The sequence below is a fragment of the Nonomuraea diastatica genome, from assembly GCF_004349015.1.
Classification (GTDB): Bacteria; Actinomycetota; Actinomycetes; order Streptosporangiales; family Streptosporangiaceae; genus Nonomuraea; species Nonomuraea diastatica.
This window is the reverse complement of the sequence record NZ_SMKP01000023.1, coordinates 1-22,748: the sequence shown is the minus strand read 5'-3', so window position 1 is coordinate 22,748 and position 22,748 is coordinate 1. Positions and strand designations below refer to the sequence as shown.

Here is a 22,748-nt window from a genome sequence, read left to right as displayed (position 1 = left end):
CGACTAAGACGAACGCTCTATCCAGTACGATGAGAACCATGCGGACCCAGCACGAACGTGGCACGCGGGAGCGCATCGTCCGGGCGACCTCCCGCCTGATGCAGCGGCAGGGGTACGAAGCGACGGGCCTCAAGCAGATCTCCCAGGAGGCCCAGGCCACGCTGGGTTCGGTCTACCACTTCTTTCCCGGCGGAAAGCGTGAGCTCGCGGTCGAGGCGGTCCGCCACGGGGCCAGGGAGTTCGCGGAATTCCTGCGCGCCGCGTTCGACCAGGAGGACGATCCGGCCGCGGCGATCGGCGCCTGCACCCGTGACCTGGCCAAAGGGCTGCGCGAGTCCGGCTGGCTGGACGGCTGTCCCGTCACCACCACGGCGCTGGAGAGCGCCGGCCGGGTGCCCGAGATCCAACAGGCCGCGGAGAACGCCTACGAGCACTGGCGCACGCTGGTCCGCGACAAGCTCGCCCGCGCCGGCTTCGCCGACGACGTGGCGCACGATCTCGCCCACAGCGTGATCAACATGCTGGAGGGCGCGGAGTTGTCGGCGCAGGTGTCCCAGAGCGAGGCACCGCTGGAGATCGCCGGCAGGCACCTCGCACGCCTCATCGACTCCTACCGGTGAGGTGAGCCGGTCCGGGCCGGCCCGTCAGATGCGGCTTGGATGGACGCTTGGTCCGGGCTCGGCCCGTCCGCCTCACGGCTGCCGCGCCGGCTTTCTGAGCACCTCGGTGAGGGCCGAGATGCTGTGCTCGCCATGGCCCGCCTCGGCCGCTCGCCTCACGAGGTCATAGAGCGGGGCCAGCCAGTCGGTGTCGACGTTCGTCTCCCTGGTCAGGTCCTCCTCGTGGGCCGCCCCGGACAGGAAGAGGTTCACGGAGGAGGCGCCGTCGGTGTAGTCGCCGCTGTCGATCTCCTTGGCGTAAACGGGCAGCAGTGACTTGATCATGTCCAGCCACTTGCCGGCGAAGCGCACCATCGTGTTCACCTCCAGCCCGCGTGCCTGGATGGCTGCGGCGCCCTGGAAGAAGCCGACGAGGGCAGGGAGCAGGGTGGCACCCACCGCCATCTCGTACAGAGCGGCGAGATCGCTCTCGTCTCCGAGGTGAACGGTGTCGCCGCCCAGCACCTTCAGGGTCGTCTCGAACTCCTCGAAGACCTCCTTGTCGCCGCTGTAGTACAGCAGGGTGTCCGGCGCTCCCACGGCCGAGGGAACGTTCTTGACCGCCCCCGCCAGGAATCGGGCGCCGTGGTCGATGGCCCAGGCGGCCGTCTCGCGGGCGCCGGCCGGGGAACCGCTGTTGAGGGTGACCAGGGCCCGCCCGCGCAGTGACGTGCCGGCCGGCCGCAGTGCCAGCCGGGTGTCCTCGAAGGTGGTCAGGCAGGTGATGACCAGAGGGCTTGCCGCCACCGCCTCCTCCATGGTCTCCGCGTGCCTGGCTCCCATGGCGATGAGGGGCGCGGCCTTGGCGGCGGTCCTGTTCCAGACAGTGGTCGGGTGTCCGGCCTCGACGAAGGCCTCGGCCAGGGCCCGTCCCATCGAGCCCAGGCCGATGACGGTCACCGGTGTCTCGTTCTTCGCAGTCATATGCATACTCCAGCCACAGAGATAAGCCACAGGGATAAGGAGGTGAGCCCGCTTCCTTGGAGACCGTCGAGGTCGTGCCGCGGGCCCGATTCATGGTGACTGGACCGCACACATTTTCTCAAGTACCTACATTTTTGCCATGTACTGACAAGAATGTAAGTATGGGCCGATGAAGGAGACAAAGAAGCGGACGTTCACCTGCGGGCTCGACGCTGCCATCGCCGTCATGGGCGGAAAGTGGAAGGGCCTGATCCTGTTCGCGCTCCAGGACGCTCCTTTGCGCTTCGGGGAGTTGCGGCGGGCGGTGCCCGGCATCAGCGAGCGGGTGCTGATTCTGCAGTTGCGGGAGATGGAGAGCACCGGGCTGCTGCATCGCGAGGTCTACCACCAGGTCCCGCCGAAGGTGGAGTACTCGCTCACCGCGTTCGGTCAATCACTCAATACCGCGATGGGGCCGCTCGGGGAGTGGGGCGAGGAGCACATCGAGCGCATCGAGGCCATACCGTGGGACCAGGTGGGGTGATCTGCGCGGATCCTTCGCCCGATCACCGTCTGGCCGCGCGCTCCCGCCGTCTGGCGGCCAGGACCTGTCGCAGGTGCCGCTCACTGTGGACCAGCAGGCGGTCGAGGCATCCGCGCCGGAGACGGCCCCCGCAACAACATCGACGACAAGACCGCGGTCAGCCAGAGCAACGCCGCGGCGCCGGTCAGTGTGGCGCTCAGCCCGGAGCGGAATGCGCCGTTCGCCGCCTGGAGAAGTTCGGCCGCCTGCGCCGGGGCGAGCGTTCGCGCGATCTCGGCGGCCGCGCCGAGAGACTCGTCCGCCCCCGGCGGCACAGCCGGCAAGGCGGAGCGGTATCCGATGGCGACGGCCGTGCCCAGGATCGCGACCCCCAGCCCCGCCCCCAGCTCGAACGAAGTCTCCTGGATGGCGGCGGCCTCTCCCGCCCTATCCGCGCGGGCCACCGACATCGCCAGATCGGCGCCGAGCGTCATCACCACGCCGGCCGCCGCCCCCGCGACGATCAGCACGACGAGCACGACAGGCCCGCTCAGCACCGATGGAAGAACGGCCAGCGCGGCGCCGAAGGCCACCAGCGCCATCACCACGGCCGACCGGCGTCCCCAATGAGCCGCCAGCCACGGTGCTCCGCCGGCTCCGACCGCGTTGGCCGCGGCCAGCGGCGTGAGCGCCAGCCCTGCCTGAAGGGGAGCCAGCCCGTCCAGGAGTTGGAGCCACTGGGTGAGGAAGAACAGCAGCGCGGTGTAACACCCGAAGCAGGCGAGCACGGCCACGATCGCGGCGGAGAAGTGGCGCTCGGCAAACAGCGACAGGTCCAGCAGCGGAGCCGACGCCCGCCGCTGGCGCAGCACGAAAAGCACCAGGAAGGCCACGCCCAGGGCCCCGGCGCCCGCCGACATCGCCGACGGTGGTTCCCCCGCTTGCTTGATCGCGTACACCATCAGGCCAAGGGCGGCGACGGACATCGCCGCGTCCGCCGCGTTCCAGCGACGCGGCGCCTGGTCCTTGGACTCGGGGATCAGCCGCACGCCGACGGCGAGCACCAGAGCCACGATGGGTACGTTGACCAGGAAGACCGCACCCCACCACCAGCGCTCCACCAGCACGCCGCCGAGAATGGGCCCGAGCGTGGCGCCCGCGCTGTGCGCCGCCGTCCACACGCCGATGGCGATCGACCGCTCGCGGCCGTCGGGGAAGACCGTCCTGATGATCGCGACCGTGGACGCCATGATCATGGCAGCACCCACGCCGAGCAGTGCTCGGGCCCCGATGAGGTGGACGGTCGTCGCCGACGTCGCCGCGATGGCCGAGGCGCAGCCGAACACAGCGAACCCGGTCAGCACCATGCGCTTACGGCCGAGCCGGTCCCCCAGGGTTCCGCAGGTCACCAGCAGCGCGGCCACCGTGAGCGAGTAGACGTCGACGATCCACAACAGCGCGGTCGCGTCCGGCAGCAGCTCTCCGGTCAAACTGGGCAGGGCGACGTGCAGCACGGTCAGGTCGATGCCGACCAGGAACAGACTCGTGCACATCGTGGCGAGAATCGCCCACTTGCGGGGCCGCGGAGCCGCTTGAGGCCCTTGGGGCCGTACGTTCGCACGCATGCTCCCAGCCTGGGAAGATGCTACATAACCTACAAGTACTGTCTTATTTGTGACATAGTGCCGATTCTTATACCAATACAGGTGACGGGAATGCGGACAAACCTGCCGGACAAGCCGGAGAACTGCATGGTCGAGGTCGCCATGGAGATCCTGGGCGGTCGATGGAAACTGGCGATCGTGTACAAACTGCTGCTGCAAGGCACGCACCGATTCGGAGAACTGAAGCGGGAGATGACCGGCATCACCCCGCGCATGCTCACCCGGCAACTTCGTGAGCTGGAGGAGGACGGGATCGTTTCGCGGACCGTCCACCGCGAGGTGCCGCCCCGGGTCGACTACGCGCTCACGGAGACGGGCAGAAGCCTGGAGGAGATCGTCCGCCTGCTCGACGGATGGGGCCGGTGGTATCTCGATCACCGTCCCGGCACGTCCCCGTCGAATCCTGAACAGGCCCGCCAGACGGCGGATGGCCCCGCTGGGATGCGCTGAAACGGGCGGTGCCCTGTGCACCGCGTTCGGGAGCGAGCGCCGCCCACACCACCGACTGGGCGAGATAGAACGTCATGGACCGTTGTCCGAGAGCGGCGAGCGCGTTGGTCACCGGGCCCCTCCGTTCGGCGAGCCGACGTGCGGCGAGGGCGATGAGGGCCGCGTACCCGAGGCCGCACGCGTAGCCGCTCACCTGGTGCAGGCCGCCGGCGATCAAAGCGTCCAGCGGGGTGTGGCGGGCCGGCATCCCGGCCTTGGCCAGCGCCAGGGGACCGAGCTGCGCGTCAGCACCATGGCGCTCTACCGGCACATCGCCGGCAAGCGTGAACTGGTGACGGCGATGATCGACACGATCCATCGGGAGGCGGACCTGCCCGAACTGCCGCCCGAGGACTGGCGACGGGCCCTCGAGCTCGCCATGCTGTGGGAGTGGGGCATCTACCGGCACCACCCCTGGGCCATCCGGTTGACCCCGGTCGCCGGGCCGGTGCCGGCCCCAGGTCTCATGGCGAACACCGAGTGGATGATGAGCGTGATCACCGCGCAGGGGCTCTCCCCGGATGCCGCACTGGAGATCATCACCGTACTGTCCGCCTACACCTCGGGCATGGCGCTGCAAGCCATGCAGGCGGCGGTGGAGGAGACCGAGCTCGGGCTGGACGCCGAGCACTGGTGGAGATCCAAGGACCCAGAGTTCGCGCGCCTCGCGGCCCAAGGCAGTTTCCCCGTCATGTTCAGCGTCTCCGGACCGCCCGACGTCGACAAGGTCTTCACCCTCGGCATGGAACGCCTGCTCGACGGGCTCACCCCGCTGATCGCCCCGGGAGCCGACCGACGCAGAGGCCGGTCCGGCGCACGCGCCGGATGATCAGCCTCGGTGGAGGCTCCGTCGGCGGGGAGGCCGCGTCACCACCGCCCGGCCGGGGTGTGTGGCAGAGGTGCAGGGCCGGCCCTGGGCGGGTCCTTGTCCGGCGTCATCTGTCGAAGGTGGAGAGCCAGCCCGTGAGTGTCGCGTCGTTCATCGGCCGCAAGGACCCGGCTGGGGCGCCGAGGGCGCGTTCGAGTACGTCACCGTACGCGGCGAAGGTCCGCGAGATCGCCTCAGCACCGGCTTCTTGCAGCACCATGAGGCCGGCGGTCTCGGTGAGGTCCTGGATCAAGGTGAGGACCACCAGGCCGATCCGGTCGGGATAAGGCGTGTCGAAAACGCCCTCCGCGACCCCGCTGCGCACGATGTCATCGACGAGCGGGACGAACCTCGCCGTGCCCGCCGCCCGCGACTTCTGCCGTACCACGGCGTTGTCATCGGAGTACATCACCGGCAGGACCGAGATGAGGAACCGCTTGTCCTCGATCTTCACCTGGTCGAACACCGCCAGGAAGGCTTGCAGCCGCCGCAACGCCGGCCCCTGTCCCGCGGCGGCCGTCAGCGCCTGCTCCCAGCGCGTCATCATCCGCTCCACCAGTGCTTCGAGCAGCGCGGGCTTGGAGTCGAAGTAGTGGTAGAAGGCGCCCTTGGAGATGCCGAGCCCGTTTAGCACGTCCTGGATGGTCATCTGCTGGTAACCCTTGGTGCATACGAGACGGTGGGCCTCGCGGAGGATCGCCTCACGCCGCGCGGCGTAGTCCTCCTCGTTGACCGTACGTGCCACGACACTCCCCATCCATCAGCGAACCGACCGCCGGTTGATTTTACGGGGGCGTCTCCCCCACTTCTACGGCCTCGCACATCATCGCGGTGACGGGCCGGGTTGCGCGTCATCGACCGCTCCCCTAAAAATAGACCAACCGATGGTTTATTTATGCGCGAGGAGATGTGATGAGGTCTGAGGGGAAGATCACGACGTTGCCCACGGCACGTACCGATCCTTTCGATCCGCCCGACGGGCTCGGCGGGCTGCGCCCGTTGACCAGGCTCGTGTACGCGGACGGGCACCTCGGCTGGCTGGCCCTCGGCCACGCCGCGGTGCGCGCTGTGCTGTCCGACCCGCGCTTCAGCACGCGGCCGGAGCTGAAACACGAGCCTCTGTCTTCGGGGCTGGGCCAATTGGGGGCCGATCTGGCGCAACCGGGGATGTTCGTGCACATGGACCCGCCGGAGCACACCCGCTATCGGCGGCTGCTCACCGGGCAGTTCACGCTCGCGCGGATGCGCCGGCTGGAGCCGCGGATCGAGAAGATCACCGAAGAGCAGCTGGACGAGCTGGCGCGGCACGGGTCACCGGCGGACCTCGTGGCCGGATTCGCGTTGCCGGTCCCGTCGCTGGTCATCTGCGAGCTGCTCGGTGTGCCGTACGCGGGCCGCGAGCGGTTCCAGCGGGACTCGGCGATCGTGATGCGTGGCGCATCGGCAGGCGAGGACGTGATGCGTGCCTACGCCTCCCTGTACGCCTTCCTCGGTGAGCTGGTCGCCGCCAAGCGCGCCGCGCCGGCCGACGATCTGATCAGCGATCTGCTGGCCACCGAGGAGCTGACCGACGAAGAGCTGATCAACATCTGTCTGCTGCTCCTGATCGCGGGGCATGAGACCACCGCGAACATGATCGCGCTCGGCGCGTACCGCCTGCTGACCGAGCCCGCCCAGCTGAGTGCACTGCACGCCGACCCGGCGGCGGCGGCCGAGGAGCTGCTGCGGTACCTGTCGATCCCGCACATCGGACCGATCCGGGTGGCGCTGGAGGACGTCGAGATCGAGGGCGAGGTCATCAAGGCCGGGGAGTCGGTCACCGTGTCCCTGCCCGCGGCCAACCGGGACCCGCGCAAGTTCGAACATCCGGACCGGCTCGACCTCGGGCGGGGCGCATCCGGGCAACTCGCCTTCGGCCACGGCATCCACCAGTGCCTGGGACAACAACTCGCCCGGATCGAGCTGCGGCTGGTATACAGCGCGCTGTTCAGCCGCTTCCCCGGTCTACGGCTGGCGGTCTCGCCGGAGGATGTCCCCCTGCGTACGGACATGCTGGTGTACGGCGTCCACCGGCTGCCGGTCGCCTGGTGACCGGTCATGCGGCACCACGGCACGCGCCGGACGGCGTCCGCATCAGCAACCCGTCACAGAGCACCAAGGACCAGACGTACGACGGCATCCGCTGAGGCTCGTCCCGGCGAGTTGCTCCAGGCCGCGCGCGACGCGTTCCACTCCGGCGCGGGTCAGCGCAGGCGCTTGTTCTCGCATGCGCTCCGCACCGCCACCCCGGCCGGCAGGATCAGGACACCGGCGAGCCCAGAAACCGCCCTGGAGCGGCAGGGCGTCCACGATCGTGCCGCCGGCGCGGTCTTGATCCACGTCTGAGGCTCACGGAGACCCCGCTGTACGGCCAGCAGTATCACCGCGCCCGCAGCACGGGACCGGCCCCGGGGCAGAGCAGAACGACGGCCGCCAAGGTGACGGCGATGGCGAGCACCGTCCGGTGCAGCCCCTTCGCGATGGCCACACCCGCGATGAAGTTTCCCCCGATGCCCGCCATGCCGAATCCGAACAGCAGCGGGCCGACGAACCGCTCGTCGATGCCGGACAGGTTCTGCAGCACCGGCCTGACGAACGTGTACGCCGCGAAGTGCCCCGTGACGGCGCTGTCACCCTGTACGGCCATGAGGGGCAGGTCACCCGGAACGGGTGAGGAAATCGGCCAGGCGGACTGGGGCGTCGCCTCCGTGGCCGGCCGCCACCGCGGCGTCGACCACGTCCTTGACCGCCGCGACGACCGTCGCGGGAACCTGGGCCTCCTCGTGTGCGTGGACGATGTGATCCAGGCTCGCGGCGATCGAGGTCATCGAGGCCGACGACGCCCCGGAGAAGCGGCCGGCGTCGATGTCGGCCGCGAGCCCGGGCAGCAGGTCGGCGAGGAGTTGCGCCATCTGCTGAGCGTGCGGGGCCAGCGCGGTGGCCGGGACCTGCTGGCGCGCCGCGAGTGCGAAGGAGTGCATCAATCCGGCGATCGAGGTCCAGAACAGGTTGATCAGAGCGACGTCGAAGGTCGCTGCCCGGCCGGGGTCGCTCCCGAGGTGCGCCGCCGTACCGCCCAGAGCCGACAGCGTGGCGCGGTGGCGCTCGAAGAGGGAGGCCGGTCCGCTGTAGAGGACGCGGGTGGCCTCCGTGCCGATGGCCGCGGCCGGGGTCATGATCGAGCCGTCCAGGTAGGCCAGGCCGAGCCCGGCGGCCCGGGCGGCCAGCTCCCGGGTACGGCCCGCGCCCTCGGAGGTGAGGTTCACCAGTGTCGTGGCCGGCAGCGCGCCTTCGCCCGACTCCGCCAGCGCCCGGTCGAGGACGGCGTCCACGGCGTTCGCGTCGATGACGCAGATCACGCTCACCTCGCTGGCGGCAAGTGCGGCCAGCGGGCCGTCCACCCAGGCGGCACCGCTCGCGACCAGTTCGCCGGCCTTGCCCGCGCTCCGGTTCCACACCGTGGTCGGGTGACCGGCGGCGAGGAACGCCGCGGCCATGGCGCGTCCCATCGGGCCCAGACCGATCACCGTCACCGGCGGCAGCGACATGTTCTGGCTCATTGTTGTGCTGTTCCTTCGTTCGGATCGTGGCGTCTGCTTGTGCTTATCGATCAAGGTTTGCTTCGGCGTCATCAGCAGGCACGAGCGCTGAAGAGGTGCACTGACGTGATCGCTCGCGGCGGGTTTGCCGACTCGCCGCCGCGCGGGATCGACGGCCTGCATGGATGTCTGTTCGACTCGGGGAAGCCACGCCGCGTCGCCCCGGTGAGACACGCCGGCGGCCGCCGGGCCGCACCGAGAAGGTGCTCACCCAGGACTCGCGGGGAACCACGCACAGCGTAAGGTGCCCGATGAGCGCCTCTCGTCGCACTTCCCCGCCGGCCCTCCGGCCGCCACGACCAAGCTTCGGGCCACCCCGTCTCCCCGGCACGTACCCACAAAAAGGTGGCTATCCCTGTCAGCGACACGTCCCACCCTGGATCAGCCACACTTTCCAGAATCCGGCCGTTGGATGGATCACGATCCCGGTCCGGCCGGTTGTCGAGTGCTTGCTGCCGCCGTTCCCCTGCCGGTCGGCGCCCTCACCGCGACCGGGCTCACCCCGCTGAGCGACGCCCGTCACCTCAGTACATCCTGAGCCGCTGCCCCGTCACCCGGCGCCCCTGGTGCGAGGCCAGGAAGGTGATCACCTCGGCCACCTCCTCCGGCTGCGCGACCTCCCGCAGCACCGCGCTCTGCTCGACCGCCTTGACGACCTCCTCGTTGACCCAGCCGGTGTCGGTGACGGGCGGGTAGAGCATGTTGGCCGTGATGCCGTACGCACCCAGCTCGTGCGCGGCCGACATGGTGTAGTTCTCCTGGGCCGCCTTCGCCGCGCCGTACGAGACCTCGGTCGGGAAGCCGTCAGGGCCGCCGGAGGTCAGGCCGATGATGCGGCCCCAGGTCGCGCCGCGGGCCACATGGCGGCGCGCGAACTCGGCGATCAGCAGCGCGGGGGCGCGCGCGTCCACCGCGAACTGCCGGTCGTAGGTCTGCGCGTCCACGATCCGCAGCGGGCGGCCGAAGCCGTCGCGCTCGGTGGGCGTGAAAGTGTCGCTGAGCCAGCCGCTGGCATTGTTGACCAGGATCTCCACCGGGCCGAACGCCTTCTCGGCCTGGTCGAACAGGTCGCGTGGAGCCTCCGGGTCGGCCAGGTCGGCCTCGGCGGACTCGGCCGTGCCGCCTGCCTCGCGGATGCGGCGTACGACGTCGTCGGCGGTCGCGGCGCGGTCGCGGTCGTAGGCCTCGGGATAGGCAGCCTCATTCGACGGCTTCAGCCGCTTGTAGGTGAGAAAGACCGAAACGCCCTCGGCCGCCAGCGCGACCGCCACTGCCGCGCCGATGCCCTGATTGGCGCCTGTGATCAGCGCGACCTTTCCCGCCAGCCCTGTATCGATCATCGATTCTCCTTCCGCGTGGCAACCTCGACCTATACGGCATAGGAGCTGCCAAAGTGGCCATCCTGCACGACGTGGCGGCGCGCCTTCTACAGGATTTCCTGCGGGACTGGAACCCGACCGACACCAGATCGGCTCCTGTCCGGACAGCACCTGCTCGGCGGCTCTCCGCCGGAGAGACGGGTGCGTTTCCAGAGTGCGGTTGTCCGCTGCGCGCCTCGCTCATTCTCCCGTCGAAGACGACGATCGGCGATCTCTCATCGCCGTGCCGAGGGCGTCGTCGTACGGGCTGCGCCCCGCGGGCATCGAGGCCAGCAGCGCCTCGGTCCGCCGGGTCAGCGCGCCGGCGGCCAGCCGGTCCGTGGGGATGTAGAGCTCGTCGGCGCGGACGGCCTCGACGACCAGGTGGCCGACGGAGTCGATGTCGCGGCCGTGCGCGGCCAGCGCGGCGTCACCGGCGGTGGCGATCGGGCGCATCCGCTCGCGGGCGGTGGGCGCGAGCACGGTGTCCGGCGCCGCGTTCAGGCTGTTGGCGGCGACGCTGGTGGCGACCAGGCCGGGGAGCAGGACGCTGGCCCCGATCGGGCGGCCCTCGTCGCGCAGGCCGCGGCGCAGCGCCTCGGTGAGCCCGACGACCGCGTACTTCGAGGCGTGGTAGGTGTAGCCGGAGCTGCGCTCGGGGAAGACGACCAGTCCCGCGGCCGAGGCGGTGTTGACGATGTGGGCGGGGTCGCCGCGGTCCAGCAGGCGTGGCAGGAAGGTGGTCACGCCGTTGTTGACGCCTTCGAGGTTGATGCCCACCACGTGGTCCCAGATCGGGTACGAGATCTCCTCGGAGATCGTCTGCATCACCCCCACGCCCACACCGGCGTTGTTGACCAGCACGCGGACGGGCCCGAGCCGGCGTTCGGCCTCGTCGGCGACGACCGTGAAGGCGGCGCGGTCGCGTACGTCGAGCTCGAACGTGGCCACCTCGGTGACGGCGGCCAGTTCCGCGCTCGCCCGCGCCAGCGCGGCGGCGTCGATGTCGGTGAGCGCCACTGTGAGTCCTTGCCGGGCGAGGGCTCGGGCGATGCCGAGCCCGATCCCCTGCGCTCCGCCCGTGACGAAGGCGGTGATGCCGGGAGAGATTTCCATAGCTTCTCCAAAGTCAGAGCGTGTCTGTTTTCGGAGTCTATATGATGTTTCCGCTATGCTGGCCGCCATGGAGCACAAGGGCATGGGGTTGCGGGAGCGCAAGAAGCTGCGCACGCGCCGCACGCTGATCGAGACCGGGCTGAGGCTGTTCGAGGCGAAGGGATTCGAGGCCACCACGGTCGCCGACATCTGCGCGGCGGCCGAGATCTCCCCCGCGACGTTCTTCACCTACTTTCCCGCCAAGGAGGACCTGGTCTTCGCCGACCAGCCGGATCAGGTCGAGGCGGTCAACGAGCTGCTGGCCGGGCGGCGGCCCGGCGAGTCCGTGCGCGAGGTGCTCACGCGTGTCGTGGAGCAGTTCACGGCCGCCGGGGCGTGGAGCATCGACCCTGACGATCCCCTTGTCGCGGTCCGCGCCCGGCTCATCGCCACCGTGCCCGCGCTGCGCGCCGTGGCGCTGCGGCGGTTGTTCGACATCCAGGGCCAGTGGGCCGAGTCCCTCGCCGCGGCCTTCCCCGGCGAGCTCGACGACCTGGAGGCGCACGCCGTCATCGGCTCGGTGACTGGTGCGGTGATCGCCGCCGCCATGGCCAACCTGCGCCGCGGCGAGGCGGCCCGGCCCATGCCGGAGGTCGTCACCCGCGCCGCCGTCACCGCCATGGACGCGCTCCCCTGACGCGCGGGGGCCGGCACGTCCTGACGGCTGATCGCGGCGTCACGTCGCGTGGTTCATTGACAGACGGCCCTTTTGTACAGCCGCGTGGCCAGAGGCACGAACACGACCAGGAGCACGACCGACCACAGCAGCGACACCGGCACCGCATGCTGCAGCGGCCAGGCACTGGGCATGGGGATGGCCGGGCTGGTGTTCCCGAACAGCTCGCGTGCGGCCTGGACGAGGGTGGAGACCGGGTTCCATTCGGCGATCGGCTTCAGCGGACCGGGCAGCCGCGCGCTGTCGACGAAGGCGTTGGACAGGAAGACCAGCGGGAGCGACACGATGGTGGCGACGTTGTTGAAGACCTCGGGCGTGCGCAGGGCCAGCGCGACCGTGGCCGTCACCCAGGAGAAGGCGTACGCGAACAGCAGCAGCATCAGGAACCCGAGAGCGGCCTCGAACGGCGAGGTGTGGATGCGCCACCCGGCGAGCAGCCCGACGAGCACCATGGTGACGATGCTGGTCAGGTTGATGAGGACATCGCCGATGGTCTGGCCGGTCAGCACCGCCGAGGGCGACATCGGCAGTGTCCTGAACCGGTCGAAGATGCCTTTGCGCAGGTCCTGCGTCAGCGTGTAACCGGTGATCTGCGCGCTTGAGGTGATCGTCATGACGAAGATGCCGGGGAGCAGGTATTCCGCGTATGACATGCCGGGCACGCTGATCATGCTGCCGAAGACGAAGGTGAACAGCAGCACGAACACGATCGGGAGGATGACCACACCGCCCAGCAGGTCGGGAGCTCTGCGGATCTTCAGGGCGTTGCGCTTGGCGATCGTCATGCCGTCGGCGGCGGCCAGTTGCAGGGCGTTCATCGGACGGCCTCCTTGGTCTTCTCGTCGGCCTGGTGTCCCGTCAGGCTCAGGAACACGTCGTCCAGGGTCGGCCGACGCAGGCCGGCATCGCGTACGGTGATCCGCTCGGCGGCCAGGTGGCCGAGCGCCTGGGTCAGTGCGGCCGCGCCGCCGGCCACCGGGATCGTCAGCTGCAGGGCGGCGGCATCGATCCGCATGTCCCCGAGCGCCAGCGGCGCCAGCGTTCTCGCGGCGGTCTCCAGGTTCGCCGCGTTCGTCACCGACAGCTGAATCCGGTCGCCGCCGACCTGGTCCTTCAGCTCGTCGGCGGTGCCGAGCGCGATCACGCGCCCGTGGTCGACCACCGCGATGCGGTCGGCGAGCCGGTCGGCCTCCTCGAGGTACTGGGTGGTGAGCAGCACGGTCGTGCCCTCGGCGACGAGCTCGGCGATGACGTCCCACAGGCCGATCCTGGCCCGGGGGTCGAGGCCGGTGGTGGGCTCGTCGAGGAACAACACGGGCGGGTTGGCGACCAGAGCGCCGGCCAGGTCGAGGCGGCGTCGCATGCCGCCGGAGTAGCCCTGCACGGGGCGCTCGGCCGCGTCCGTCAGGTCGAAGCGCTCCAGCAGCTCGCGGGCGCGCTGCCGGCTGCGCCTGGTGCCCAGATGGTAGAGGCGGCCGACCATCTCCAGGTTCTCGGCGCCGGTGAGGTGGTCGTCGACGGCGGCGTACTGGCCGGAGGCGCCGATGTGGGCGCGCAGCCGGGGCGCGTCGCGGACGACGTCGAATCCGGCCACCGTGGCGTGCCCCGCGTCCGGCTTGAGCAGTGTGGTGAGGATGCGCACCGTGGTGGTCTTGCCGGCGCCGTTCGGGCCGAGCAGCCCGAACACCGTTCCCTCCGGAACGGTCAGGTCCATCCCGTCGAGGGCGGCCACGTCGCCGTACTTCTTGATCAAACCCTCGGCCACGATCGCGTCTGGCATGAGAATCTCCCCGGTTGTCAGGAACGGTGGATGACGATGTCGCCGTGGGTGGTGTGGGCCCGCACCTCGACGACCTGGTCTGTCTCGGCGGGGACGTCGCTGGGGTCGAGGGAGACGTCCACGGTGCCGTACGTGGAGCTCACGTCCAGCCAGGCGGCGGTGCCGTCCCGGATTCCGAGCTCCAGGCCGCCGCCGGTGGTCTCCATGGTGATCGAGCCCGACACCGCCTCGCCGATCTCCACGCTGGCGTACGCAGTCTTGACAGCGACGCCGGCCAGGGCGCGGTCCACGGTCATGTCGCCGTGGGCGCTGTTCAGCCGCAGCTCGCCGGTCACCTCGCGGAGGCGGACGTCGCCGTGGGAGGTCTTGACCGCGGCGGTGCCGTCGACCTCGCCGATGCGGATGCCACCGTGGGTCGTGGTGACCTCGGCGTGTCCGGTCGCGCGAGTGACCGAGATGTCGCCGTAGGTGCTCTTCAGCCGTAGCCGGCCGGCCTGCTCGACCCGGATGTCTCCGTGGGAGGTGACGATCGTCACCTCGCCGAGCGGTCCCCGGCACATGACGGGCGCCGCCGACTTGACATCGAGGCGGGAACCGGCCGGCACGTCGATCGTCACGTCGACCGAGCCCGGGCCGTCCAGCAGCGAACGTGCCCAGCTCGCGGGCGACTCGACGAGTTTGTCGAGCGAAAGTCCCCAGCCGGAGGTCAAGCCGACATGCGCCTTGCCGGTCCGCACGAGGAGCCTGCCGTCGGCATATTCGGCCTCGGTGTGCTCGGCGGCTCGCACGTCGGCGTCGTTGAGCTCGTCGCTCGGTCTGACTTCGACGACGGTGTCGGTGCGGTCGCTCGCGTTGATCCGGATGGTGGCGGTCGCCATGTCGATGACGGCGGCGATGGGTTCGGGGGTGTCGAAGGTCGGCACGGCGGTCTCCTTGTCGTGGATCGGCATGGTCATCAGCGCACCCAGCCGCTGTAGCGGTTGCCGGCCTGCTGAGCCGGGCGCCGGGCGGAGCGGCGGCCGGCGTCACCGGGATTGAGCGCGGCGGAAACGGCCCGTACCAGCCAGGCGTTGACCGACAGCCCGTCCCGGGCGGCCGCCTCCTCGATGCGCGGCTTGAGGTGCTCGGGAACCCGGAGCGAGATCCGGGACGTGCCGCCGTCATCGGCGTCGGGGGGTGGCAACGGGGCGGACGGCCTCTCGGCCTGCCCGATCTCGCCCTTCTCTTCGAACGAACGGGCGTTCGGCGGTGGCGTCACGACGAAAGCGGGGTCGCGCCCGCGCAGGCGCACCTCGACAGCGCCTGGTGCGAGGTCCTGGGTGATCTCGTCCGCCGCGGCTGACAGAGCCTCCAGCAGCGCGAGCCGGGTGGCCGACTCAAGCGTCGCGGCGAGACGTTCCGCCAGCGCACGTGCTTCCTCGCCGCCCGCCCCTGCAGCGATCGCGAGTTCGCGGCGGAGGTGATCGACATACGGCGCAAGGTTCATGACGCCATAATGGCATCACTATGGCGTCACAGCAAGCGCGGAAGGCGGCGCCCATGGCGTCATGGAGACGCGACGAGCTTCTGCAGGGGATCGTCATCGGCCCGGCGACCGGTGCGGGCCGGCGGCCGCTGAAAGCGGCCCGCGGCTAGGTGAGGTCGCGCAGGAGGGTGCCGGCGTCGAGGTGCCCTCAGCAGGTGGCACGCTTCCCATCCTCGGAGGAGATCCCCCACCGCGGGGACCGACCACGTTCGGCGCTTGCCCGAGGACGTCCGGCCCGAGCACGGTCCTCTCGCGGCGAAAAGGCGCATCGCAGGCCGGCGCGCCGGCGTCAGGGTGTGAACGGCGTCACCGGCGCCGGAGTCAGGTGAGCAGAGGGATGGGGCGGTCGACGATCATCCTGTAGACCAGGTCGGTGGTGATGGAGCCGACACGGGCGAGTTCGGAGGTGATCCGCTCGAGGTCGCTCATGCCGGTGGCGACGATCTCCAAATAGTCCCGATGACTCCCTGCTCCTCCAATGCGCGCAGCCGGATCCGCGTGGCCCGAGACACTGAGCTGGATGCTCTGGGCGAGCCTGGCCAGGGTCGCGCGTCCGTCGGTCTGGATGGCGAGGGACCGCCTGATCGATTCGGCTTTCTCGTCATGCTCGATACGAGGTGTTCGTCGACGGCGACCTGGGCGACCACCACGCCGTAGGTGATCGCCCGACGGGGCGCGGGGGTTGACCGGCCCGTGCGCCCCGTGGGTCATACGGGCTGCCCGATCGGCCGGATGGTCAGGGTGTTGAGGTCGACGCCCGCCGGTTGGTCGAGGGCGAAGCAGATGGCCTCGGCGACGTGCTGGGGAGGCATGGCGAAAGAGGGTGCGCTGTCGCCTGGCCAGAAGGGGGTGTCGATCATGCCAGGATTGACGAGGGTGATGCCGATGCCACGGGTTGTGGCGTACATCCGCAGGTTCTCGGCGAGTCCGGTGACGGCCCACTTGGTCGCCGAGTAGAGGTTGGCGGGGCTGTTCTTCAGCCCGGCGACGCTGCCGATGAGCACCAGCCGCCCGCCGGGCTCACCCGAGGCCGGGGCCGAACCGGCTCGGTCTTTTGACCAGGTGCGCCCACATTCTCTGCGCCGCCATCCAAACGTTACCGATGACACTGCCAGAACAGCAGGTCAGACACTGTGCTGCCCGACCGTGCCCATGCCGTTACCCATCTGGGATCTTCGCTTCTGTGCCCGTCCACGGCCAACCGAGATAGGAGCACCACCTCGTGCGACAGATCACCAGAGCCGCCCTCACCGCACTCACCCTCACCGGCGTCTTCGCCGCAACACCTCCGGCCACCGCCGCCGCGCCGGCGGGCAATGCCCCCTCGTGCGTGGCCGTCTGGCAGACCACGGGCTCCATCACCAAGAAGGGCTACGCGCGCAACGACTGCGGTCACCGACTACGACTAAAGATCAAATGGGCGCGCGGCACCGACGGCGCCTGCCACACCGTCAACCCGGGACACACCATCTACTCCCAGGTCGCACGGGGCCCTCGCACCTTCGACGGAGCTGACACCTGCTGACGGCCGCACAGTAAGGGGCCCGCCGCGCCCACGTCGGCCACCATGTTCTTCCGTCAGGTGGGGAGCGCCGCCGGCGCGGCACTCGCCGTCGCCGCGTGCACCCCCGCCCGCGGCGCCGCGACCCGTTCGGGGGTTCTCGTCGGTCGTCTCCGCCGCGTCGTACATGGAGATTCCGCCGAGAGCGTGCTCCGCCCCGGACAACGTCAGCAGGAGCGTGGGGCCGGGGCTCTGGAAGTACGCCTCGGCACGCCGGTCCTCGCGATCGGATAAGGGCCGGGTTTTCTGGTCGTCCGTCCCGTCGACCAAGATCGGTGACCCCCTGGCCGCACAACATGTCGGCCGTGTGCCCGCCCAGGAAGGCCCGGCCGCGGCGACCCTGCTCCGGTCAAGGCGTCCACCGAGCCCAGGAACGGCGGTCTCGATCTGGCCGAGGTGATCGAGGATGTGGCGCATGTCCTCGGCTCGGGACCGCCAGTACAACGGCGCCTCCGGGTGGTCCGCCTCAGCATCATCGCATCGAGGTGGGTGGGCTGGATCACGACGAAACCGTCGACTGCCCAGAAAGACCTCGATCTGCAGATCCGCGGTCCGGCCCGGGACCCCGCACCGGCTCTGGCGCCGGCATGCCGTCATAATTCGGCAATCCCTCCGTCCCCTGGCGAACATTCTCTGTTCAAGGTCTCTTCAACATCGGACGTTGGACGTAGGATGTCCTTTCAAACTTTCTCTGCCAGGAAGGGCGAAGAGATGCACGATGGTCACCCCCCGGAGAGCCGTGCCGGGCGCTTCCGGCGCCGACGGGCGGGCGCCGTGATGGTGCTCGCGGGCTTACTCGTCGGCGTGTTCGGCGCGCCGGCGACCGCGGCGCCGACGGAGGCCCCCGAGACCGGCGGCACCGCACCGTTCGCGGACGAGCAGGTGCTCTACAAGCAGGGCGACTTCGGATACGCCTGCTTCCGGATCCCCGCCGTGGTGCGGGCCACGGACGGCACGCTCCTGGCCTTCGCCGAGGGACGGGTGAAGGACTGCGGCGACGACGAGGACATCGACCTCGTGCTGCGCCGTTCCGCCGACGGCGGGCGGACCTGGGGACCTCTGCAGGTGGTCTCGGAGGGGAACGGCACGACCCACGGCAACCCGGTGCCGATCATCGACGAGCGCACGGGGCGGGTCGTGCTGGTGAGCACCCACAACGGTGCGGAGCCGTGCCCGAACGGCTGTGACCGCGATCCCTGGGTGCAGTTCAGCGACGACCACGGGGTGACCTGGTCGGCCGCCAGGGAGATGACCGAGGGCAAGCGTCCGGAGTGGAACTTCTGGTACGCCACCGGCCCGATGCACGGCATCCAGCTCAAGCACGGCCCGCACGTCGGCCGGCTGGTCGTCGGGGCGAGTTACGAAAGCTGGGACCGGGTCGGCGAGCACGTCTACGGCACGCACCTGCTCTACAGCGACGACAACGGGGTGACCTGGAACATCGGCGCCGAGACGTCCTACGACGACGGCACGATGATCGCCCAGGAGGTCACCGTCGTCGAGCTCGACGATGGGCGGATCTACGCCTCGGCCCGCGAGCGCGGCACCGATGAGGGCAGCCGGGCGTACGCGACCAGCAGCGACAGCGGCGAGACGTGGGATGTCCCGTTCCGCACCGTGCCGGCGCTGGCGACGACCGACGTCCAGGCGTCGCTGCTGCGGTTCGGCGAGAAGCACATCCTCTTCTCCTCGCCGATGCACCCGGGCGCCCGGGAGGCGATGGGAATCCGGTCGTCCTACGACGAGGGGGGCCGCTTCGAGACCTGGGAGGAGGGCAAGGTCTTCCACTGGGGGCCGTCGGCGTACTCGGACATGGTGCGGCTGGACGGCGACGAGGCGGCCCTGATGTACGAGGCCGGCGACGTGTCGCCGTACGAGCAGATCCGGTTCGCGCGGTTCAACGAGGCGTACCTGGAGACGCCGAACGGCACCCCGCCCGGCATCCCCGGACCCCCCGCGCCCGGCCCGACGACGCCGGACGTGTCGCCGTACCGCAACAAGACGTATGTCCGCGGTGGTGCGCGGACCACCGACGGACGGTTCGGCAACGGGCTGGCCCTGGACCGGGCGGACGACCGGGCGGAGGTGGCGTTCGACGAGTCCATCGACCTCGGCGCGAAGGACTTCACGCTGACCTCATGGATCCGGTACTCGGAAACGACCGGCGCGCACGCGATCCTCTGGTTCCACCGGGTGGACCGGGGCACCAACCCGCCGGCGCTGTGGTTGCGGGCCGAACCGGCCGCCAACCGCATCCGGGCGGTGCTCGCCGTCGACCGGTTCGACGTGGCCGTGCAGTCGCCGAGCGCGTACAACGACGGGCAGTGGCACTTCGTGGCGCTCCAGCGGGTACGCGGCGAGCTCCGGCTCCTGGTGGACGGCGTACAGGTCTCGTCGGCGCCGGTGCCGGACGGCTCGCTGACGCTCGGCAAGGAGTTCGGGCTCGACGGAATCCACGTCGGGCAGCGGCTGGACGGTGCGGACCGCTTCCGCGGGACGCTGGACGAGGTACGCGTCTACCGGCGCGCCCTCACCGGCGCCGAACTGGACCTGATCCGGCAGCGGAACCTCCCGATCGGCGGTCGGCTCGGGCTGCGGCTGCCGTTCGATCACGTCGGCTGAGGACACGAACCGCCAGGCGATGGCGCTCACGGAGGCCGCCGACCGATCGGCGCACGGCGGACATCCTACGTTTCGAACGAGCGGCGAACACGCGGTGTTCCTCCGGTGGCTCGCCCGTGTAGTCGGCGTAAAATCTCCTCCACCGCCTGGCTCTCGGCGACCGAGAGGTGGGATGTTCGACACAAGGTCTTCGACGAGCCTGGAGGCAGCATGCCTACGCGTGACGGCGCGTCGCTTCAGGAGCGCATCGTCACCCTGATCCACGATCGCGGCCTGGCCCCCGGGGCGCCGATGCCGACCGAAGTGCAACTGATGGACCTGCTCGGGGCGAGCCGCAACAGCGTCCGTGAGGCCGTGCGGGCCCTGCGGGCGCTAGGCATCGTCGAGATACGGCACGGACATGGGACGTTCGTCGGCCACGCGTCGCTCGACGTACTGACTCCGTCGCTCGCCTTCCAGGTGCGTGCTGGCCAGGGTGGCGGGATCCGCGCGCTGCACGATCTGGTCGAGGTCCGCGAGCTGCTCGAGACCGGGCTGATCGGCCAGGTGGCCCAGAGCACCAGCGCCACCCGCCTCGCGGCGTTGGACGCCCTGGTCAACGGCATGGATCGCGACCGTGAAGCCGATCGGGCGTTCCACGCGCTGCTGTACGAATCGTGCGGCAACGAGCTGGTGCTGCAGCTGATCGGCCTGTTCTGGGACGTCTACCACGAGGTCGAGCCGACCCTCGGCCCGCCGGAGGAGCGGACCGCGGAGATCATCGTCAACCACCGCCGGATCGTGGCGGCGCTGCGCGCCCGGGACACCGAGGCTGCCCGGGAGGCGATGCGGCTGCACTTCCGCGACGTCAAGGCGCGCATCGCGCGCGCGACGGCCCGGCCGCTCCCCGCGCCGACCTGACCCGCACCGACCTATTCGGGCCGGGTGTCCTGGTCAAGGGTCGCCCACGCGGAGGGCGGCGTCGGCGTTGCGGCGCCGGCTCATGGCGAGGTGCGCGTACGCCCCGAGCACGGCGCACAGCCCCAGCCCGGCCGCCAGCGCCACGGGCGTGAGCAGGCCTGGCGTGTGATCGGCGACGGGCAGGCCGCCGGCGAATGCGGACACGTAGATCAGCCAGACGTGGTTGGCCTCCCACACGGGTCCCATCGCGTGGCGCGCGTGGTGCCGGATCGCCTGGTGACCGGCTTCTCCCCGGCCGGCCAGCAGCGTCCACAGCCCCGCGCCGAAGTCCGCGCCGGCCAGCACCGTGTACGCGGCCAGACCGGCGAGGATGAACACCATGGGGAGCTCAGCCATCGTGGTCCTCGATCGGCACACGGCTGAAGCGGTGCAGCAACCATGCGACGCCGCCGGCGAGTCCCAGGTAGACCACGACCAGGGTGCCGTAGCCGATGGGTATTCCTGACGCGCCGGTGACCGCCTGGCTGGTTCGCATGATCCCGTACACGATCCAGGGCTGGCGGCCGACCTCGGTGGTGATCCACCCGCAGATGAGCGCGACGACCGACAGGGGGCCCGCCAGGACGACCGCGCGGAGGAACCAGCGTGAGCGGGGCAGCCGTTGGTGACGCAACCGGACGTAGAGGTAGATGAGGCTGAGCAGCGCGAGCAGCGTCCCGATGCCGACCATGCCCTGGAAGGCCAGGCGTACGGCGTTGACCGGCGGCTGATCCTCCACCGGCACCGTGTCGAGGCCCTGAACCGTCGCGTTCGGGTCGTGGAAGGCCAGCAGCGACAGCAGGCGCGGGATCGCGACGCCGTAGACGACCTCCTGGCCGTCGTACCAGCCCAGCAGGTGCTCGGGCGCGCCGCGGATGGTCTGCCCCAGCCCTTCCAGCGCGGCCAGCTTCACCGGCTGGTGCTGCGCGACCTCGCGCGCGGCCCAGTCACCGATGATCACCTGCAGCGGCGCGGCGACCGCCGCGGCCGACAGCGCGACCGTCAGGGCCGTGCGGCGGTAACGGTCCCGGCGGCCGCGCAGGAAACCCCACGCGTACGGGGCGGCGACGAGGAATCCCGCGACGATGAAACCGGCGAAATACATGTGGACGAACTCGTGCCAGAAATAGCCGTTGGCGAACAACGCCGACCACGGGTCCGCGTCGACGGCACGGCCGTCCTGCATCCTGAAACCGGCCGGGTGGTTCATCCAGCCGTTGACGGAGATCACGAACAGTGACCCCAAGACTCCCGCGATCGCCACGGGGATGCCCGCCAGGAAGTGCGGCAGCGGCCGCAACCGGTCCCACCCGTACACGTAGATCGCGATGAAGATCGCCTCGGTGAAGAACGAGAAGCCCTCCAGCGTGAACCCCAGCCCGAACACGTCGCCGAAACCGGCCATGAAACCCGGCCACAGCAGCCCCAGCTCGAAGCTGAGGATCGTCCCGGTCACGACGCCGATGGCGAACAACGCCAGCATCACCTTCGACCAGCGCCTGGCGAGCGTACGGAAGAGCAGGTCCCCGGTCCGCAGGTAACGCCACTCGCAGAACAGGACCATCGCGGGAAAGGCGATCCCGAAGCACACCAGCGGGATGTGCACGGCGAGCGACAGCGCCTGCATCTGCCGCGCCTCGAACAGATATTCCTGGTCGATCGATGCGAACGCGCCACCGAGAGCCGTGATCGTCGCGCTCATGTCGTCTCTCACCTCTGGCCGTGCCGACCACGCGTACCGCCGGCGGCTGGGTCCGGTGCATGTCGAAGACCTCCGGCATGGTGGAGGCGCCTGCGATCGACACTATAAGCAGCCTTCCGTAACTCCCTGCGAGGCTCGCCGGGCACCTCGGGCGGCCGAGGCCGCGTCAGCCGCCACCGGCGGCTCACACCTTTTGCGTCCGGGGTCGTACCACGGCGACCGGGCAGGTCACGTGGTGCAGCACCGCGTGGCTGATCGAGCCGAGCACCGCGGAGGCGAAGCCGCCCAGGCCGCGCGAGCCCACCACCACCAGATCCGCCGTCCCGCCCGCCCGGATCAGGACGTCGGCCGGATGGCCGGCGACCTGCTCGCCGACGATCTCGACATCCGGGTTCGCCTCCTGCCAGGGCGCCACGCGCTCGGCCGCCCTGCGGAGATCCTGCTCGCGGACGGTCTCGATGATCATGCTGTATCCGGCCGCCAACGGCGGGGCGATCGGCATCTGCCAGGCGAACACGACGTGCAACGGCAGGTAGCGGACGCGGGCCTGGTCGATGGCGTACGTCACGGCGGCCTCGGAGTCGTCGGAGCCGTCGTCTCCGACGACCACCCGCCCATACCCCACGACGGACGGCCCGCGGACGATCACGACCGGTCCGGTGGCGTGTCCGGCGACCCCCCGGCTG

Annotated in this window: 25 protein-coding genes and 1 pseudogene; 9 read left to right on the top strand and 17 right to left on the bottom strand. The window is 70.0% G+C overall.

Annotated features, from left to right (window positions below):
* Positions 1-38 precede the first annotated feature (38 nt).
* The gene (locus E1294_RS10860; protein ID WP_132507416.1) at positions 39-620 is read left to right on the top strand and encodes a TetR/AcrR family transcriptional regulator; all 582 of its coding nucleotides are present in this window, start codon (positions 39-41) and stop codon (positions 618-620) included.
* 72 nt (positions 621-692) lie between these two features.
* Here the strand turns inward: E1294_RS10860 and E1294_RS10855 are convergent, their stop codons facing one another.
* Positions 693-1,583, bottom strand: coding sequence for an NAD(P)-dependent oxidoreductase (locus E1294_RS10855; RefSeq protein WP_132507414.1), 891 nt, complete (start codon positions 1,581-1,583; stop codon positions 693-695).
* A gap of 169 nt (positions 1,584-1,752) precedes the next feature.
* Between E1294_RS10855 and E1294_RS10850 the strand changes: the two genes are divergently transcribed.
* Positions 1,753-2,106 (top strand): winged helix-turn-helix transcriptional regulator, encoded by a 354-nt coding sequence (locus E1294_RS10850; RefSeq protein WP_132507412.1) that lies wholly within the window; start codon positions 1,753-1,755, stop codon positions 2,104-2,106.
* A gap of 80 nt (positions 2,107-2,186) precedes the next feature.
* On the opposite strand, the gene E1294_RS10845 is transcribed toward E1294_RS10850, so the two are convergent.
* Positions 2,187-3,638 carry an MFS transporter gene (locus E1294_RS10845; protein ID WP_246082937.1) on the bottom strand — a complete coding sequence of 484 codons (1,452 nt, stop codon included), beginning with the start codon at positions 3,636-3,638 and terminating at the stop codon, positions 2,187-2,189.
* A gap of 162 nt (positions 3,639-3,800) precedes the next feature.
* Here E1294_RS10845 and E1294_RS55645 point away from each other — a divergent pair, with 162 nt between their 5' ends.
* A complete protein-coding gene (locus E1294_RS55645) occupies positions 3,801-4,199 on the top strand; it encodes a winged helix-turn-helix transcriptional regulator (RefSeq protein WP_132507408.1) in 399 nt (132 codons plus the stop codon).
* 34 nt (positions 4,200-4,233) lie between these two features.
* Here E1294_RS55645 and E1294_RS55640 read toward each other — a convergent pair.
* Positions 4,234-4,470: pseudogene (locus E1294_RS55640) on the bottom strand (DUF418 domain-containing protein); the annotation flags it as partial.
* 21 nt (positions 4,471-4,491) lie between these two features.
* On the opposite strand from E1294_RS55640, the gene E1294_RS10830 reads away from it, so the two are divergent.
* Positions 4,492-5,067, top strand: coding sequence for a TetR/AcrR family transcriptional regulator C-terminal domain-containing protein (locus tag E1294_RS10830; RefSeq protein ID WP_132507406.1), 576 nt, complete (start codon positions 4,492-4,494; stop codon positions 5,065-5,067).
* 106 nt (positions 5,068-5,173) lie between these two features.
* Here E1294_RS10830 and E1294_RS10825 read toward each other — a convergent pair whose 3' ends face one another.
* Positions 5,174-5,851 (bottom strand): TetR/AcrR family transcriptional regulator, encoded by a 678-nt coding sequence (locus E1294_RS10825; RefSeq protein ID WP_165977217.1) that lies wholly within the window; start codon positions 5,849-5,851, stop codon positions 5,174-5,176.
* Positions 5,852-6,018: 167 nt separating this feature from the next.
* Between E1294_RS10825 and E1294_RS10820 the strand changes: the two genes are divergently transcribed.
* Positions 6,019-7,197, top strand: coding sequence for a cytochrome P450 (locus E1294_RS10820; protein WP_132507402.1), 1,179 nt, complete (start codon positions 6,019-6,021; stop codon positions 7,195-7,197).
* Between the two features lie 328 nt (positions 7,198-7,525).
* Here E1294_RS10820 and E1294_RS10815 read toward each other — a convergent pair whose 3' ends face one another.
* The 4 genes from E1294_RS10815 to E1294_RS10800 all read right to left on the bottom strand — a co-directional run bounded on the left by E1294_RS10815 (position 7,526) and on the right by E1294_RS10800 (position 11,218).
* Complete coding sequence (locus E1294_RS10815) at positions 7,526-7,792, bottom strand: MFS transporter (RefSeq protein ID WP_132507400.1); 267 nt, start codon at positions 7,790-7,792, stop codon at positions 7,526-7,528.
* Positions 7,793-7,802: 10 nt separating this feature from the next.
* A complete protein-coding gene (locus E1294_RS10810; RefSeq protein WP_220447657.1) occupies positions 7,803-8,705 on the bottom strand; it encodes an NAD(P)-dependent oxidoreductase in 903 nt (300 codons plus the stop codon).
* Between the two features lie 563 nt (positions 8,706-9,268).
* Entirely contained in the window at positions 9,269-10,084 is an 816-nt protein-coding gene (locus E1294_RS10805) for an SDR family NAD(P)-dependent oxidoreductase (RefSeq protein WP_132507398.1), read from the bottom strand.
* 219 nt (positions 10,085-10,303) lie between these two features.
* Positions 10,304-11,218 (bottom strand): SDR family NAD(P)-dependent oxidoreductase, encoded by a 915-nt coding sequence (locus E1294_RS10800; RefSeq protein WP_132507396.1) that lies wholly within the window; start codon positions 11,216-11,218, stop codon positions 10,304-10,306.
* A 67-nt stretch (positions 11,219-11,285) separates the two neighbouring features.
* Between E1294_RS10800 and E1294_RS10795 the strand changes: the two genes are divergently transcribed.
* Positions 11,286-11,894 carry a TetR family transcriptional regulator gene (locus E1294_RS10795; RefSeq protein ID WP_165977216.1) on the top strand — a complete coding sequence of 203 codons (609 nt, stop codon included), beginning with the start codon at positions 11,286-11,288 and terminating at the stop codon, positions 11,892-11,894.
* 53 nt (positions 11,895-11,947) lie between these two features.
* On the opposite strand, the gene E1294_RS10790 is transcribed toward E1294_RS10795, so the two are convergent.
* The 6 genes from E1294_RS10790 to E1294_RS10765 all read right to left on the bottom strand — a co-directional run bounded on the left by E1294_RS10790 (position 11,948) and on the right by E1294_RS10765 (position 16,347).
* Entirely contained in the window at positions 11,948-12,751 is an 804-nt protein-coding gene (locus tag E1294_RS10790) for an ABC transporter permease (RefSeq protein WP_132507392.1), read from the bottom strand.
* The gene (locus E1294_RS10785) at positions 12,748-13,713 is read right to left on the bottom strand and encodes an ATP-binding cassette domain-containing protein (protein ID WP_132507390.1); all 966 of its coding nucleotides are present in this window, start codon (positions 13,711-13,713) and stop codon (positions 12,748-12,750) included. The genes E1294_RS10790 and E1294_RS10785 overlap by 4 nt, the downstream gene beginning before the upstream one ends.
* Before the next feature lie 17 nt (positions 13,714-13,730).
* Positions 13,731-14,669 carry a DUF4097 family beta strand repeat-containing protein gene (locus E1294_RS10780; protein WP_246082936.1) on the bottom strand — a complete coding sequence of 313 codons (939 nt, stop codon included), beginning with the start codon at positions 14,667-14,669 and terminating at the stop codon, positions 13,731-13,733.
* Complete coding sequence (locus E1294_RS10775; RefSeq protein ID WP_132507388.1) at positions 14,669-15,199, bottom strand: toxin-antitoxin system HicB family antitoxin; 531 nt, start codon at positions 15,197-15,199, stop codon at positions 14,669-14,671. Before E1294_RS10775 ends, E1294_RS10780 begins: the two co-directional genes overlap by 1 nt.
* Before the next feature lie 360 nt (positions 15,200-15,559).
* Positions 15,560-15,688 carry a hypothetical protein gene (locus tag E1294_RS57110; RefSeq protein WP_281284409.1) on the bottom strand — a complete coding sequence of 43 codons (129 nt, stop codon included), beginning with the start codon at positions 15,686-15,688 and terminating at the stop codon, positions 15,560-15,562.
* Positions 15,689-15,945: 257 nt separating this feature from the next.
* Positions 15,946-16,347 (bottom strand): SDR family oxidoreductase, encoded by a 402-nt coding sequence (locus tag E1294_RS10765; RefSeq protein WP_281284408.1) that lies wholly within the window; start codon positions 16,345-16,347, stop codon positions 15,946-15,948.
* Between the two features lie 113 nt (positions 16,348-16,460).
* Between E1294_RS10765 and E1294_RS10760 the strand changes: the two genes are divergently transcribed.
* The 3 genes from E1294_RS10760 to E1294_RS10745 all read left to right on the top strand — a co-directional run bounded on the left by E1294_RS10760 (position 16,461) and on the right by E1294_RS10745 (position 20,321).
* Positions 16,461-16,763 carry a hypothetical protein gene (locus E1294_RS10760; protein WP_132507386.1) on the top strand — a complete coding sequence of 101 codons (303 nt, stop codon included), beginning with the start codon at positions 16,461-16,463 and terminating at the stop codon, positions 16,761-16,763.
* Between the two features lie 747 nt (positions 16,764-17,510).
* A complete protein-coding gene (locus tag E1294_RS10750; protein ID WP_220447656.1) occupies positions 17,511-19,421 on the top strand; it encodes a sialidase family protein in 1,911 nt (636 codons plus the stop codon).
* 210 nt (positions 19,422-19,631) lie between these two features.
* Positions 19,632-20,321, top strand: a complete 690-nt coding sequence (locus E1294_RS10745; protein ID WP_132507384.1) for a FadR/GntR family transcriptional regulator — start codon at positions 19,632-19,634, stop codon at positions 20,319-20,321.
* 33 nt (positions 20,322-20,354) lie between these two features.
* Here the strand turns inward: E1294_RS10745 and E1294_RS10740 are convergent, their stop codons facing one another.
* The 3 genes from E1294_RS10740 to E1294_RS10730 all read right to left on the bottom strand — a co-directional run.
* Positions 20,355-20,717, bottom strand: coding sequence for a cytochrome d ubiquinol oxidase subunit II (locus E1294_RS10740; RefSeq protein WP_132507382.1), 363 nt, complete (start codon positions 20,715-20,717; stop codon positions 20,355-20,357).
* Positions 20,710-22,062: a cytochrome ubiquinol oxidase subunit I gene (locus E1294_RS10735; protein WP_132507380.1), complete on the bottom strand. Its 1,353-nt coding sequence runs from the start codon at positions 22,060-22,062 to the stop codon at positions 20,710-20,712. The genes E1294_RS10740 and E1294_RS10735 overlap by 8 nt, the downstream gene beginning before the upstream one ends.
* 184 nt (positions 22,063-22,246) lie before the next feature.
* Positions 22,247-22,748: universal stress protein (locus E1294_RS10730; RefSeq protein ID WP_132507378.1), on the bottom strand; the 502-nt coding region annotated here is incomplete at its 5' end.